This window comes from Actinomadura rudentiformis (assembly GCF_008923185.1).
Taxonomy (GTDB): Bacteria; Actinomycetota; Actinomycetes; order Streptosporangiales; family Streptosporangiaceae; genus Spirillospora; species Spirillospora rudentiformis.
Window position 1 is genome coordinate 50,567 of the sequence record NZ_WBMT01000004.1, and the last position, 13,510, is coordinate 64,076.

14 protein-coding genes are annotated in these 13,510 nt (G+C 68.1%); 7 read left to right on the forward strand and 7 right to left on the reverse strand.

All coding sequences use genetic code 11. The features are described 5' to 3' along the window. Positions 1 to 68: 68 nt before the first annotated feature. From F8566_RS09350 to F8566_RS09365, 4 genes are all read left to right on the forward strand, one after another. The gene (locus tag F8566_RS09350) at positions 69 to 731 is read left to right on the forward strand and encodes a response regulator transcription factor (RefSeq protein WP_151560130.1); all 663 of its coding nucleotides are present in this window, start codon (positions 69 to 71) and stop codon (positions 729 to 731) included. Next, on the forward strand, positions 728 to 1,846 hold the full coding sequence (locus F8566_RS09355; protein WP_151559587.1) for a sensor histidine kinase: 1,119 nt from the start codon (positions 728 to 730) through the stop codon (positions 1,844 to 1,846). Before F8566_RS09350 ends, F8566_RS09355 begins: the two co-directional genes overlap by 4 nt. Positions 1,847 to 1,870: 24 nt before the next feature. Next, entirely contained in the window at positions 1,871 to 2,440 is a 570-nt protein-coding gene (locus tag F8566_RS09360) for an MmyB family transcriptional regulator (RefSeq protein WP_225993054.1), read from the forward strand. Between the two features lie 429 nt (positions 2,441 to 2,869). Next, complete coding sequence (locus F8566_RS09365) at positions 2,870 to 3,838, forward strand: bacteriocin fulvocin C-related protein (protein ID WP_151559589.1); 969 nt, start codon at positions 2,870 to 2,872, stop codon at positions 3,836 to 3,838. Positions 3,839 to 3,939: 101 nt separating this feature from the next. On the opposite strand, the gene F8566_RS09370 is transcribed toward F8566_RS09365, so the two are convergent. Further along, positions 3,940 to 4,749, reverse strand: a complete 810-nt coding sequence (locus F8566_RS09370; RefSeq protein WP_151559590.1) for an SDR family NAD(P)-dependent oxidoreductase — start codon at positions 4,747 to 4,749, stop codon at positions 3,940 to 3,942. Positions 4,750 to 4,799: 50 nt separating this feature from the next. Then, positions 4,800 to 5,642: an MFS transporter gene (locus F8566_RS09375; RefSeq protein ID WP_192809601.1), complete on the reverse strand. Its 843-nt coding sequence runs from the start codon at positions 5,640 to 5,642 to the stop codon at positions 4,800 to 4,802. Between the two features lie 155 nt (positions 5,643 to 5,797). Here F8566_RS09375 and F8566_RS09380 point away from each other — a divergent pair, with 155 nt between their 5' ends. After that, complete coding sequence (locus F8566_RS09380; protein WP_151559591.1) at positions 5,798 to 6,496, forward strand: winged helix-turn-helix transcriptional regulator; 699 nt, start codon at positions 5,798 to 5,800, stop codon at positions 6,494 to 6,496. A 337-nt stretch (positions 6,497 to 6,833) separates the two neighbouring features. On the opposite strand, the gene F8566_RS09385 is transcribed toward F8566_RS09380, so the two are convergent. Next, positions 6,834 to 7,151 (reverse strand): helix-turn-helix domain-containing protein, encoded by a 318-nt coding sequence (locus tag F8566_RS09385; protein WP_151559592.1) that lies wholly within the window; start codon positions 7,149 to 7,151, stop codon positions 6,834 to 6,836. Between the two features lie 52 nt (positions 7,152 to 7,203). Here F8566_RS09385 and map point away from each other — a divergent pair, with 52 nt between their 5' ends. Further along, a complete protein-coding gene (gene map, locus F8566_RS09390; RefSeq protein WP_151559593.1) occupies positions 7,204 to 7,971 on the forward strand; it encodes a type I methionyl aminopeptidase in 768 nt (255 codons plus the stop codon). Positions 7,972 to 8,305: 334 nt separating this feature from the next. Here the strand turns inward: map and F8566_RS09400 are convergent, their stop codons facing one another. After that, positions 8,306 to 9,247 carry an AraC family transcriptional regulator gene (locus tag F8566_RS09400; RefSeq protein WP_151559595.1) on the reverse strand — a complete coding sequence of 314 codons (942 nt, stop codon included), beginning with the start codon at positions 9,245 to 9,247 and terminating at the stop codon, positions 8,306 to 8,308. 81 nt (positions 9,248 to 9,328) lie between these two features. On the opposite strand from F8566_RS09400, the gene F8566_RS09405 reads away from it, so the two are divergent. Next, positions 9,329 to 10,162 carry a Rossmann-fold NAD(P)-binding domain-containing protein gene (locus F8566_RS09405; protein ID WP_151559596.1) on the forward strand — a complete coding sequence of 278 codons (834 nt, stop codon included), beginning with the start codon at positions 9,329 to 9,331 and terminating at the stop codon, positions 10,160 to 10,162. Between the two features lie 210 nt (positions 10,163 to 10,372). Here F8566_RS09405 and F8566_RS09410 read toward each other — a convergent pair whose 3' ends face one another. The 3 genes from F8566_RS09410 to F8566_RS09420 form a co-directional block, all read right to left on the reverse strand. Beyond that, a complete protein-coding gene (locus F8566_RS09410) occupies positions 10,373 to 11,845 on the reverse strand; it encodes a flavin-containing monooxygenase (protein WP_151559597.1) in 1,473 nt (490 codons plus the stop codon). A gap of 115 nt (positions 11,846 to 11,960) precedes the next feature. Next, positions 11,961 to 13,208 carry an oxygenase MpaB family protein gene (locus tag F8566_RS09415; protein ID WP_225993003.1) on the reverse strand — a complete coding sequence of 416 codons (1,248 nt, stop codon included), beginning with the start codon at positions 13,206 to 13,208 and terminating at the stop codon, positions 11,961 to 11,963. Further along, the gene (locus F8566_RS09420) at positions 13,159 to 13,458 is read right to left on the reverse strand and encodes a hypothetical protein (RefSeq protein WP_151559600.1); all 300 of its coding nucleotides are present in this window, start codon (positions 13,456 to 13,458) and stop codon (positions 13,159 to 13,161) included. Before F8566_RS09420 ends, F8566_RS09415 begins: the two co-directional genes overlap by 50 nt. Positions 13,459 to 13,510: the final 52 nt, after the last annotated feature.

Sequence of the window (13,510 nt, forward strand, 5' to 3'; positions counted from 1 at the left end):
ATCATGGCATCTCAACCCGGCGGCCGCTCCGCACGCCTCGCCCGTACGACAACCGGTGGTGGGCGGCGTTGAGGGTCCTCGTCGTCGAGGACTTCGAGGTCCTCGCCCGCTCCATCGGAACGGGGCTGCGCCACGAGGGCATGGCCGTCGACGTCGTCCTGGACGGAATCGCCGCCCTCGACCGCCTGGCCGTCACCCGCTACGAGGTGGTGATCCTCGACCGCGACCTGCCCGGCGTCCACGGGGACGAGATCTGCCGGCAGCTCGCCCACGGCCGCTGCGAGACCCGTGTACTGATGCTCACCGCCTCCGACACGATCGAGGACCGCGTCGACGGGCTCAGCCTCGGCGCCGACGACTACCTGTCCAAGCCGTTCGCGTTCGCCGAACTCGTCGCCCGCGTCCGTGCTCTGGCCCGCCGCGCCACCCCGCCGGTCCCGCCCACCCTGGCCTGCGGGGACATCACCCTCGATCCGGCCCGCCGCACCGCGTTCCGGGCCGGCCGGCGCCTGGAGCTGAGCCCCAAGGAGTTCTCCCTGCTCGAATGCCTGCTCGCCGCGCCCGGCCTGGTCATTTCCGCTGAGGAGCTGCTCGAACGCGTCTGGGACGAGGCCGCCGACCCGTTCAGCAGCGCCGTCAAGCACACCATGCACCGGTTGCGGGCCAAGCTCGGCGACCCGCCCGTGATCGAGACCATCCGCGAAGGCGGCTACCGCATCGGATCGTCATGACCGCCAGGAGGTCGCTGCAGGCGCGGCTCGCGCTCGCCTACGCGGCGGGCATCTACGCCGCCGGGGTCTTCGTGCTCGTCTTCGTGGGCGTCTCGCTCCTCAGCGTCGATGCGGCCACGCCCAAAGGCCACCCTTCAACCGTGAGCAGCGGAACCGGGCCCGGTATCAGCCTGACCCAGCTCCTCACTGGATCCGCCGTCGCCCTGGTCGTGCTGATCCCCGTCGCCCTGGCTCTCGGCTGGTTCGTCGCCGGCCGGTTCCTGCACCCGCTGCGCGCCATCACCACCACCGCCAAAATCATCTCCGCCGGAGACCTCCACCGCCGCCTCGACCTGGGCGAGCCCACGGACGAGCTGACCGAGCTCGGCCACACGCTCGACGACCTGTTCGCCCGCCTTCAAGCCTCGTTCGACGCCCAACGCCACTTCGTCGCCAACGCCTCCCATGAGCTGCGCACCCCCCTCGCCGGCCTGCGCACCCTCCTCGAAGTCGCCCTTGCCGACCCCGACGCCGACGCCGACACCCTGCGCTCGGCCTGCCAGGAGGCCCTCGCCCTGGGCGAACACCAGGAACGGCTCGTCAGGGCACTGCTCGTCCTCGCCACCAGCGAGCGCGGGATCTCTCGCCGGGACACCCTCGACCTCGCTCAAGTCGTCGAAGGAGTGCTCGCCTCCCGCCGCGACCAAGCAGCGGAAAGAGGCATCAACCTCGCCGAACACCTGTCTCCCGCGGTGACGGCCGGGGACCCGAGACTGCTCGAAAGCCTCGTCGCCAACCTCATCGACAACGCCATCCGCCACAACCACGCAAACGGGCACGTCAAGATCGCCACTCAGACCTCCGGCACGCAGGCGACCCTCACGGTCACCAACAGCGGGCCGGCCATCCCCGACCACCAGATCCAGCGCCTCTTTCAACCCTTCCAAAAACTGGCACCTGATCGTCACGGCCGCCACGACGGCTACGGTCTTGGCCTCGCCATCGTCAACGCCGTCACCCAAGCTCACCACGCCACCCTCACCACGAACGCACCCCCCGAAGGCGGCCTGTCCATAGCCGTACAGTTCGCGCACGCATCCCGTCCAAACCTCCAACCCCAAAAGGGCAACCGGTAGACCGGGGTGGCGGCGTTCGCGTGGGTGCGTGCCTGTACGGGTTCCGCGCCTGTTCGGGTCCGCGCCCATCTGCCGTACCCGGCGCTGGTGGTCGACGGACACTGGAACGTGATCTCCGCGAACCGAGCGAGTGAGGCGCTGTTCGGCCAACTGGTCGGCACCAACCTGGCCCGCCGCTACTTCGCCCACCCCGAGGCCGCCGCGACGATGATCGTGAACTGGCCAGAGGTCGCCTGGGCCGGACTGGCCCGGCTCCATCACCAGCTCGCCCAGGCACCCTTCGATGAAGAACTGCGCGAGCTCGCCGACCTCGCCGAATCGGCGGTCTCCGGTCTTGCCCGCCCGGCGGCACCACCTTCCGAGCTGGTGGTGTGCCCCTGGTTCCGGGCGGGCGAGCAGGTGGTGCGCACGATCGGGATGGTCGCCCGCTTCGACGCGGCCGTCGAGGTCACCCTGGACGAGCTGCGCATCGAGCTGACCTACCCGCAGGACGCGACCGGCCGGTCGCCGTCATTTAGTCAAACTAATCACACTATGAGGCCTACATCATCAGCCTTCATGGTGCATGGAATTCAGCATCGGCGTTGGCAGTAATCAGATGAAATGTGGCGGTCAATCGGATGGTATCGCTGTGCCGGATCCGTGATGATCAGGACAGTCCGTTCGGGTCGCCCGGTGCGGCGATGGCCAACTGCCATGGTCCTGGCTGTGCCCCCCGCCGCTGCGGCCGGAGCTCTCTCAAAGCGCTGGCCTCAATACTGGGCGAACCGCAGACCGGAGGAGACAGGGTGAGCGTCGACCTCGTGATCATCAACGGTGACCAGTGTGCATGCCCGTCTGCCCGCGCGCGCAACCGAAACGAATCCGAACGCCTAACAGACGTCACAGTCCATTGTTCGGTGCCAGATTAGCCGCGGCACAGAGGCAGTTCTAACGTCCTATATGGCCGAACTATGCCGTGCACGGTGGTGCGGCAGCACGTCCCCATGGAAGCTGTATTCCATTCATCGGGAAAGGTGAAGCATGTCGAAAAAGGACGGTACGGAACGGTGGGTGCTCGCTTTCGACGCGTCGTGCGGCACGTGTCGGGACATCTCCCACACTGTGAGTGAAGCCTGCGCCGGTCGGCTGGAAATCCTCCCCCTGACACACCAGGACGTGCATCAATGGCGCACGAGCGTCCTCGGTGACGACCCGGCGCACGCTCCGACCCTTCTGCGGGTCCGCGACGAGGCGCGCGACGTGCGGGCATGGACCGCACACCGCATGGCCGTCCCGCTGATGCGCCACCTGGGTCTGCGGACGACCGTGCGCGTGCTCACCGCGCTGGGCCGCCTGCGAGCACAAGCCAGCCAGCCCAAGGCCGCCAGCGCGCAGTCGCCACGTCCGGGAATGAACCGTAAGCAGTTTCTCGGTCTGGGCGTAGCGGTCGCCGGTGGTGTACTGCTCGGGAAGACGCCCGCGTTCGCACAGGAAGGCCAGACCTCCGCCAAGGCATGGGTCACGGCCAACAGGGGCCGCCTGCCGCAGACATACCAAGCGTTCGGGGAGTACCAGATCCATTTCCGGCGCGAGATTTTCCGTGCCCTGCCGGCACCCACTCGGGCCCGCCTGTGGCGCGAACACATCAAGTACTACCGCGACACGCACAGGTCACTGACGGGTGCCCAGGACAAGGCGCTCAAGCACGTCGAGCGCTTCATCGCCGACGACTCCGTCTTCGAGCTGACCGGCCCCGAACCGGACACCTCGGCCCTGCGCAAGACCGTCACCGACGCCTTCAATGAGACTGAGGCGGCACTCCTGCTGGACGACCTGGGACCGAACGCCAAACTCTCCGGCCCAAAGAGTTCGGCTGCTGATTGCCACTGCAACATGACAGATGACTATTGCGAATTTCCGTACCGATGCAAAAACTGGACGGGCTGCGCATACTCAGAAAGAGGCTGCGGTTCGTTTTGGCTTAAGCCATGTAACGGATACTGCGGGTAATGGCGGCTGGGTAGGTGGACGGGCTGGTGGCGTGGGCCACCAGCCCGTCCAGCCGCCGGTGACTCGTCCCGCGACGGGGCTTACATCTCAAGAACTGGAACTCAGTCTACAAGTGCGCCGCCGGACAGGTTGGCTACTGTTCCGGTCATGGCTCCAGCGCGATCTGAAGCCAGGAACGCGGCCGTCTCGGCTATCTCAGAGAGTGTAGGCAGCCTTTTCAGGAGCGTTCCCTGCGCCAGGCCCCCTTCGAGGAATTCCTGGACCGACTGGCCGACCGACGCTGCGGATTGTTTGAAGAGGTCCGTGGTGTAGGAACCCGCTGCCGGCGCATCGATGACTGCGTGTGGGCGGATGTCGATGACTCGGATGTTGCTGGGTGCCAGCTCCGCGGCCAGAAGCCGAGAGAACGCCTCCTTGCCGGCCGCGCTCACGCCGTGCCCCAGGATGCCGCCTATAGCCAGTTTGGCGCCCGGCTCGGACAAATTCAGGATGACGCCGGGACGCTCGCGACCCATGTGCCGTGCCACGGCTTTGCTCGTGATGAACAGCGTCCGCAGAAAGCCATCGATCGGCCGCATGAACTCCTCCAGCGAGAGGTCCGCCAGCAAAGTCCCTTGGTCGTGCATGACGCTCACGGCGTTGAGGGCGATGTCGATGCTGCCGGCCGTCGCCGCGATCTCATCGGCGTGCTTTTCCACCGCGGGTTGATCGAGAACGTCAACGTGCGCGGTCTCGACCGTTCCGCCTGCGGCGGCGATATCACGCGCAACGGCGTCGAGCTTCGCCTGCGTCCGTCCGACGATGAAGATCCTCGCGCCTTCCCGGGCGAATACCCGTGCGATGGCGCCGCCGATTGCGCCTCCACCTCCGTAGATCACGGCATTCCTATTCTCAAGCAGCAATCCACTCATGTGTCTCTCCTTCAGGTGATTGTTCTTCTGCGGTTGGTTCTGCCGGGTGATTACGCAGGTTCGGGGGTCACGTCTGCTGCCGCTGCGGGCTCTGTGGAGGGCACCATGCCCATGGCGAAAAGGCTGAAGGCCAGCAGCGCCAGCGCCACGAGCACGGCGATCGTGCCTGCGAGGTAGAGCACCAGCAGGGAGGCCACTACGCCGACGGCGCCGACGATCAGGGTGCTGATCAGCGAGCTGGAGACGCCCGTGACGTTCTCCAGGAACGGCACGATGTACGTGAGTGCCGAATACACCGCCGCGAACGCCAGGACGTTCACGACCAGTGCGGCGAGCACCCGCGGCGCGAACGCGTACTTGTCCTGATTGCCCGCGCCGCCTCCCGTACTGGGCATGGACGGGATCAGCATCAGCTTGGCGACCAGTGCAGCCACGCTGAGCACGGCGACCGCGGTGAACGAGCCGCGCCAGCCGAGCGCCTGGCCGGCTCGCGTGCCCAGCGGTACGCCCAGAGCGGTCGACACGAAGAGGCCGTGCAGCGCACCGATGACGGTAGGCATCACGACGAACGGAACGAAACTACTGGTCAGAACCGGGTCCAGGGTGCAGAGGATGACCAGGACGACCGTGCCGATCAGGATCGTCCGCTTGTTCAGCTTGATCGTCAGTGCGGTCAGGATCGGGCCCCCGATGGCCAGGCCCAACGCATATGCGGTCACCAGAACGCCGGCCGCGGGGATGGAGACCTGAAGGTCGTCGGCGATCAGGTTCAGCAAGCCGACCACGAGCAGTTCGCCGCTGCCCAGCACGAACATTCCCAGGAACAGCGTGGCCAGAGCGAAGTTCGCCTTGCCCTGACTTGGCGCTGACGACCGAGTACTCAGCTGCATCATCCTGCTCACCCTCGACGAATTCCCTGGTCGGCCGAGGGGTCGGCCGTCCGAGGCAAACAGTAGCCACAGGTGGGAGTAAATAACAACTAGCTGCTGTTGTAAAAAACAACTGACTGCCATGGTGGTTTAGGATCACGTTGGACGAGGGGAGCGTCATGCCAACCAGCCGTAGCTATCGGGATTCCTGTGGGGTCGCCCGGGCACTCGACGTCGTCGGGGAGCGATGGGCTCTGCTGGTCGTCCGCGAGCTGCTCTTGGTGCCCCAACGTTTCTCAGAGCTGCGGCGCGCTCTGCCCCACGTCAGCTCGAACTTGCTTTCAGACCGACTCCGAGAGCTCGAACACAACGGGGTGATCCGCCGTAGACCGGCACCGGCGGAAGGCCCGCGGGTCTACGAACTGACCGAATGGGGTCGGAAGCTGGAACCGATCGTGCTGGCCATGGGCGACTGGGGGGTCGACGCCCCGCAACCCCCGCCGCCGGCCGCCCTCAGCGCCACCTCCGTGCTGATCTTCCTGCGAGGTGCGGCTCGCCCCGACCCCGCGGCACCTCCAACGACGTGCCGCCTTGAGCTCGACGGTCGGGTTTGGACGGTCCGCCTAGCGTCCGGACGCGTTCAAGTGCAGCCGGGTGAGCCTGCAACGGCAGACGTCTCGCTGCGTGCAGAGCCCAAGACGTTCAGCGCCCTGCTGGCCGATCCCGCCACACTCGCAACCGCGTGCGCCGACGGCAGCGTCGCCGTCGTGGGAGATCTGTCGGCCATCGACCGGCTGCTGCACGCGGTCACCGACCCGTGGCCCTCCGGCGACCAGACGAGCGCCTCTCCAGAAGTGGCCGGTCCCCACACCTCGTAGCTCTCCAGTCCGGCGCAGGTGCGTACAAGCTCGGGAGATTCGCCCAAGCGTCCGTGTTCGTCGACGACTGGGGTGACCGTCGTATTTTGCGGGCCACGGTCTTGTCGAGTTCGGGCCAGGCCTTTGGCGCGGGTGGAGATCTTCTCGTGAAAGCCGCCGGTGACCCCGGCGGCTTTGAGCGAGTCAGGCTGGGGGTCCAGCGACCGGCGGACGGTGGAGGCGTGGGCGTGGCCGATCCGCGCGTGCCCGGCCAGCGCGGCACCCGCGTTGAGGCGAGGTCCTATGAAACACGGGTGCGGGAGGTTCTGGCGGGCCGCTGGTCATCCCGCCAGAACCATCATCCTGCGGCTCTCCGCGCGCCGTCGGCCTGAGTGTTCGCGCCGGCTTCGCCCGTGGTTTGGGCGGCCGGTTCGGACGGGCTGACCTGGGCCAGCAGCGCGTCGAGTGACATTTCCAGAACTCCGGCGACGGCGACGACCGTGAAGAAGGCCGGGGTGGGGATGCGGCCTCTCTCGATCTTTCGCAGCGTCTCCGGGGAGATTCCGGCCTGGAGCGCCACGTCGGTGATGCTGCGCGAACCCCTGGCCTCGCGCAGCAGGTCGCCCAGGCGCTCCCCTCGGAGGCGGTCGGCGATCGACAACGGTTCTCGTACCATGAGCCCAATACTAATACCGGTATAGTTATTGGAATCCAGAAGGAGGCAGAAGTTGATCGAGCTCAAGACCGCCGGTGAGATCGAGACGATGCGCGAGGCCGGCCGGGTCGTCGCGGCGGTGCACGCACAGGTCCGCTCGCACGCGGCCGTCGGGGTGTCCCTGCGGGAGCTCGACGAGCTGGCCCGCCAGATCATGCACGAGGCCGGGGCCGGATCGTCCTTCCTCGGCTACCACCCGACATTCGGCGCCACTCCCTACCCTGGCGTGATCTGCACCTCGGTGAACGAGGTCATGCTGCACGGCCTGCCCACCGGCTACCGGCTCCGTGACGGCGACCTGCTGAGTGTCGACTGCGCCGCCCACATCGACGGCTGGCATGCCGACGCCGCTATCAGCTTCTCCGTCGGACGGGCCCGCCAGCGCGACGGCGAACTGATCGCCACGGCCGAGCGCATGCTGGCCGCCGGAATCAAGCAGGCCGTGCCTGGCGCGCGGCTGGGCGACATCGGAAAGGCCATGTCCGGCATCGGCCGCGCGGCCGGTTACGGCATCCAGAACGACTTCGCCGGCCACGGGATCGGGCGAGCCATGCACGAGGACCCGTTCGTGCCCAACGAGGGCCGTCCCGGGCGCGGGCTGCGACTCCGGCCCGGCCTGGCCATCGCCATCGAGCCCAGCCTGATGGCCGGAGGCACGGACGACTACCAGATGGCCGAGGACGGCTGGTCCCTGTGCAGCGGAGACGGCAGCCGAACGGTCCACGTCGAACACTCGGTGGCAGTCACCGACGACGGACCGGTCATCCTGACCGTCCCCTGACGTTCCATAACCTCGGTGGTAGCCCGGTTGAGAGTGTGTTCGAGGCCAAGGCCGGGCTGGGGATGAGGACGAAGCCCGGCGTCGGGCTGGCGAGGTCGGTGACGGGCCAGTAGGAGGAGCGGTGGCCCTTCGCGCCGCGTCCGGCCGACGGCTTCTGACAGGCTCGGCTGCGGCAGCTTGCCGCCAGCGTGTCGGCGCGGAGCTTCCCTGCTCTGACCGTGCGGGCGGCCACCACGAGTTGGTCGTGGGGCGGACGACGATGCCCGACGCGCCGGCGAGCCCGCGACCGCGACCCCTGCGACTCCGTGACTCCGTGACTCCGCGATCACTGCTATCACTGCGCCAGTGCGGTGCTGCGATGCTCCTGCGGGCTGATGCCGTACACCCGCTTGAACGCCGAGCTGAGGGCGAACCCGCTGCCGTAGCCGACCTGCCGGGCGACGGCGTTCAGCGTGGCGTCGGATTGGCGCAGCAGGTCGGCGGCCAGGGCCAGGCGCCACTCGGTCAGGTAGGTCATCGGCGGCGTGCCGACGGTGTTGCGGAAGCACTCGGCCAGCGTCGCCCGTGACACGCCGACCTCGGCGGCGACCCGCGCCAGCGTCCAGTCGTTCGCCGGGTCCTCGTGGAACAGGCGCAGCGCCTCGCCGGCCACCGGGTGGGTGTGGGCCCGGTACCAGGCCGGGGCCTCGGTCTCGGGCCGGTCGAACCACACCCGCAGCACCGAGATGAGCAGCAGGTCGAGCAGGCGGTCGAGCACGACGCCCTGGGCCGGCCCCTGTTTGGTGGCCTCTCTGGAAAGCACCGGGATGAGCGTCGAGTCCCACGTGTCTTCGGACACGACCAGCACCGGCGGCAGCACGTCGAGCAGGCGCTGGCCGACGGCGCCGACCTCCTCGTACACGCCGAGCATCAGCTGCACCGACCCCTCGGGGTTGCTGCCCCACGTGCGCACCCCCAGCGCCATCCGCTCACGCAGGTCGACGCCCTCGGGCGTGACGCACCGCTGGCCGGGGTGCACGATGACCTGCGGCGGGGTCGCCGTGTCGTCGCTCATCACGTAGGGGTCCGGCCCGCGGACGATGGCGACGTCGCCCGGGCGCAGCCACACCGGCTCGCCGTGGTCGGGCTCGAAGCACGCTTCGCCGCTGAGCATGACGGCGAGGCACAGCGGCGACCCGTCCTGGACCCGGATCGACCATGGGGGGTCCAGCACGATGCGGAGGAGGAAGGCGCCGCTGGCCCGCGGCCCCTCGAGCAACCCTGCGAGTGCGTCCACCCGCCCAGATTAGACGATCGAATATGGATTTCGGCATCTTGGCCATGGACCGTCCAGATGGTGCCGTTTCAGACTGCAGCCATGACAACAAACGAACACACGACGTTGGTCCTCGGTGGTACCGGCCGGGTCGGCCGCCGGGTGGCCCAGAGACTCATCGAGCGCAAGGTGAACGTGCGGGTCGGCTCCCGCACCGGCGAGCCGCACTTCGACTGGGAGGACCCCTCAACCTGGGCCGGCGCCGTCGTCGGCGTCAAGTCGGCCTTCCTGATGTACTACCCCGAGGTCGGGTGGCCCGGCGCCGGCGACGCCATTGCCACCGTGGCCCGGCTGGCGGTCGACGCCGGCGTCGAGCGCCTGGTCCTCCTGTCCGCCCGCAACCAGGACGAGGCCGTCCGGTGCGAGGACGCCGTGAGGAGCCTCCCGGTCGAGTGGACCATTGTCGCCCCGGCCTCGTTCAACCAGAACTTCGACGAGGGCGTGTTCCGCGAGCCGCTGCGCCACGGCGTGCTGGCCCTGCCCGCCGGCGACAACGCCGACCCGTTCGTCGACGCCGGCGACATCGCCGACGTCGCAGTGGCGGCCCTCACCGAGGACGGCCACGCGGGCGAGCGCTACGAGCTGACGGGCCCCCGCCTGTGGACCTTCGCCGAGGGCGTCGCCGAGATCGCCCGGGCGACGGGACGCGAGCTCCGCTACGTACCGATCACACGGGAGCAGTTCGCCGACGCAATCGTTGACGACGGCGCCCCGCGCGAGCTTGCCGAGCCGCTGGCCACGCTCATCTCCGAGTTCTTCGACGGCCGGAACAGCTCGCTGGCCGACGGCGTCGAGCGTGCCCTGAACCGCAAGCCCCGCGACTTCGCGGACTGGGTAGCCGAGATCGCCCCCACCGGCGTGTGGGACGCCGCCTAGTACCCCGGCCGTAGATCGTTGCTGTTGGGACGGGGAGGGAACGGGTGCGGCCACCGTTGAACGTCGTGAGTCGTGTGCACTGACGAAGAGACGGTGGCCGCAGGTCGCAGCACAGAACCACGCCTTCCGGAACCCGCGCGTCCCCGCACACGCGATCGACCGATCGCCGCCCCTGGAATCGGGGGAGTGCGGGGATGGCGGCGGCACGGATCATGAGGCGGGGAGGACGGTGTAGTCGTTGGGGTTGAGGTGCCGGGTGCGGCGCCGGTATTCGGTCATCGAGCCCGGCCAGTTGTTGGTGTTGCGGTGTTCGGTGTCGAGGTACCAGCTGTCGCAGCCGCCGGTGTTCCACACGCTGCGTGCCAGGCGGTGCTGAGTTTCGGCGTCGAAGGCTTCCAGAGTGTTCTCGCGGACGTCCAGAGCCGCAGGTCCGGTGGCCAGGAACCTGGCGGCCTGCACGATGTAGGTGATCTGGCTTTCGAGCATGTGAACGATGGAGCCGGAGCCGACGTTGGTGTTAGGGCCGTACATCAGGAAGAAGTTGGGGAAGTTCGGCACGGTCATGCCCAGGTAGGCGCGGGCGCCGTCCTTCCACACTGTGTTCAGGTCGAGGCCGTGCCGGCCGATGACGCGCATGGGAGCGACGAAGTCCTGGGAGCGGAAGCCGGTGGCCAGGATGATCGTGTCGGTGCGGTGGCTGCGGCCGTCAGCGGTGAGCAGGGCGTCGCTGGCCACTTCGGTGACTGGCGTGGTCTGCAGGTGTACGTGAGGGAGCTGCAGTGCGGTGTAGTAGTCGCTGGAGGTCAGGATGCGTTTGCAGCCGACCTCGTAGTCGGGGGTGAGCCGTTCCCGCAGTCGGCGATCCTTGACCTGGCGGAGGGCGGCATGGCACAGCGCGCGGACGTGTGGGGACAGGATCGGCCGCCATCGCCGTGAGTTGATGAGTACGGGGTTGAGCAGCGCCTCGAACCACACGAACACGCCAAGCCGTGACAGCTTGGACAGCAGGGGTATGCGCTGGTTGAGGCGTTTGCGCCAGGCAGGGTAGACCCGGTCGGGTTTGGGACTGATCCAGTGCGCCTCCAGCTGGAACACCGTCAGCGACGCGGTCTTCGGGGCGATGATCGGGACGAACTGGATGGCGCTGGCGCCGTTGCCGATGACCGCGACGTGCCGTCCGGTGAAGTCCAGGTCGTGGTTCCACTCGGCGGAATGGAAGGCCGGCCCTGGGAAGGCGTCAAGGCCGGGGATCGGTGGCCGGGCGGGGTTGCTCAGTTGCCCGCAGGCGGCCACGAGCAAGTGGAAGCGGTGCTGGGCACCGTCATCGGTGCGGAGCGTCCACTGGCCCGGGGCGTATCTGGCTTCCACAACCTCGGTGCCGAACCGGATGTGCGGATTGATGTCGTATTTGGCGGCGCAGTGCCGCAGGTAGGCGAGGATCTCCGGCTGTTCGGCGAAGCGTCGTGACCAGTCGTGCTTGGGTTCGAACGAGTAGGAGTACAGATGCGAGGGCGCGTCGCAGGCGGCTCCCGGATAGGTGTTGTCGCGCCAGACGCCTCCTAGATCGTCGGCCTTCTCGAAGACGGTGATGTCGGTGAACCCGGCTTGTTTGAGCCGGATCGCCAGGCCGATGCCGCTGAAGCCGCTGCCGACGATGGCGATCGACACATCCCGGCGTCTCATGTCGTCAACTCCCTTGAACGCTGGCTGAGGGCTGGACGGTCGTAGCAGTGGCGTCCTGTACGCGAAGCAGGAGGCCTGGCTCATTTGGGGGCAGGCAGGAGGTCTGCCGAACGGGCTACAGGAGCCGGTGGTTGACGGTGTGCCGTTTGGTGCCTGTGCCGTTGACGACGGCGGTGCTCGGGTCGCGGCGGCGGTGGGTGAGGTCTGCGTGCTGTTCGCGGACCATGCGGCGGATCAAGGCGGTGCGGCGGCGCTGACCCCGACGCTCGCTCAGCCGGGTAGCGGCCGGGATCATGGTGCGAGCCGTCTCCAGGGCGAACACGGCGGCGGCCGTCGCCGCGACGGCGATCTGGTACGGCTTGTCGTTGGGGGTGCCGAGGAAGTCGGCGTTGCGGCGGCCGAGGATCAAGCGGCTGTAGGACATCAGGTAGGTGGTCAGGGCGCGACGTGCGGTGCCGGAACGTTTCAAAAGGCGCGGGAGCAGGAGCGGGGCGGCGGCGTTCATGAGGGCGCGGGCGAGGCGCTGGGAGTCCTGGTCGGGCAGGTATTCGGTGGCCGCCTCCAGCCAGAGCAACCGCCAGGCATCTGCCTCGTTGGCGGGCAGCAGGTCGGGGTGGACGCCCATGAGGTGGCCGACGTAGCGCCACAGGTGCACGACCGCGGCGCGTTCGGCGGGCGAGAACCGCAGCCCGATGGCGCGTGAGCCGAGCAGCATGACCAGGGAGAACAACAGGAGGGTCCCGGTGAGCTGGATCTGGTTGATCGGGGCGTCCCAGGCGTCGTGGTCCCAGTCGTCGCGTTCGTTCATGGCGGCCCGGACCTGGGCGTGCATGATGCGGACGCGCAAAGTGTTCTTGAAACCGGCGTCGTAGCGGCCCAGGGCGCCCGGGGTGGTGACGTCCACCCACCAGCTCGCGGTCTCGGCGAGCCGCCGGGCGGCCATGGTCTCCAGGTCACCGGTGCGCACGAGGGTCTTGTTCGCGCGCGAGGCCAGGTAGCCGCCGTACAGCGAGGCGCACGGCATCACCATGGTCAAGCCCAGCAAGCCGGTCCTGCACACGACGCGGGCGCCACGTTCGAGCAGGTCGGGATCCACCCAATAGGGAACGGCGTCCACCTCGGCGAACAGCGCCACCAACTCCCGTGGCGGATTGTCCAGCGAGTCGATGCCGTTCTGCAGTGCCCGTTCGAACAGCCGACGACCGGTCGATCCGGGCATCCGGGCGATCATCTCCGCCACGTCCGCGGCGAGTGGATCACCGGCGTGGGCGAACGTGCGGAACGCGGCCAGCTGCGAGGGTGTGGCGCGGATGTCACCGGGAGCCAGGAGCCGCAGCGTGATGTTCCAGGGAGGCTTGGTCATCCAGCCGGGATGGGGCAGGCGTGTTTGGAGTGGCATGGCGTGCTCCTAGCAATCGGTCGGTGAGGAGAGACGGCACGGCGGAGCCCACCTCGGCCATGGGCGCCGTGGAGGTGGCCGAGGTGAGTTCGACCGCGCCGTCGCCGTCGCCGTCGCCGTCGCCGGCGGCGGCGGCGGCGATCTTGAAGTAGACCTGTCCGGTGAAATAGATGCCGGTGGAGAGCACGGCGAGGGACTCGAACAGCAGGGACATGGAGAGCCCTCCGGCCGCTCGCGGTCCGGAGCCAGCGCTCCAGTGCTGGCTG

Coding starts and splice junctions, on each gene's coding strand:
- F8566_RS09355 (WP_151559587.1), top strand. CDS start 728: ATGACCGCCAGGAGGTCGCTGCAGGCGCGGCTCGCGCTCGCCTACGCG.
- F8566_RS09365 (WP_151559589.1), top strand. CDS start 2,870: ATGTCGAAAAAGGACGGTACGGAACGGTGGGTGCTCGCTTTCGACGCG.
- F8566_RS09370 (WP_151559590.1), bottom strand. CDS start 4,749: ATGAGTGGATTGCTGCTTGAGAATAGGAATGCCGTGATCTACGGAGGT.
- F8566_RS09375 (WP_192809601.1), bottom strand. CDS start 5,642: ATGATGCAGCTGAGTACTCGGTCGTCAGCGCCAAGTCAGGGCAAGGCG.
- F8566_RS09380 (WP_151559591.1), top strand. CDS start 5,798: ATGCCAACCAGCCGTAGCTATCGGGATTCCTGTGGGGTCGCCCGGGCA.
- F8566_RS09385 (WP_151559592.1), bottom strand. CDS start 7,151: ATGGTACGAGAACCGTTGTCGATCGCCGACCGCCTCCGAGGGGAGCGC.
- F8566_RS09405 (WP_151559596.1), top strand. CDS start 9,329: ATGACAACAAACGAACACACGACGTTGGTCCTCGGTGGTACCGGCCGG.
- F8566_RS09410 (WP_151559597.1), bottom strand. CDS start 11,845: ATGAGACGCCGGGATGTGTCGATCGCCATCGTCGGCAGCGGCTTCAGC.
- F8566_RS09415 (WP_225993003.1), bottom strand. CDS start 13,208: ATGACCAAGCCTCCCTGGAACATCACGCTGCGGCTCCTGGCTCCCGGT.
- F8566_RS09420 (WP_151559600.1), bottom strand. CDS start 13,458: ATGTCCCTGCTGTTCGAGTCCCTCGCCGTGCTCTCCACCGGCATCTAT.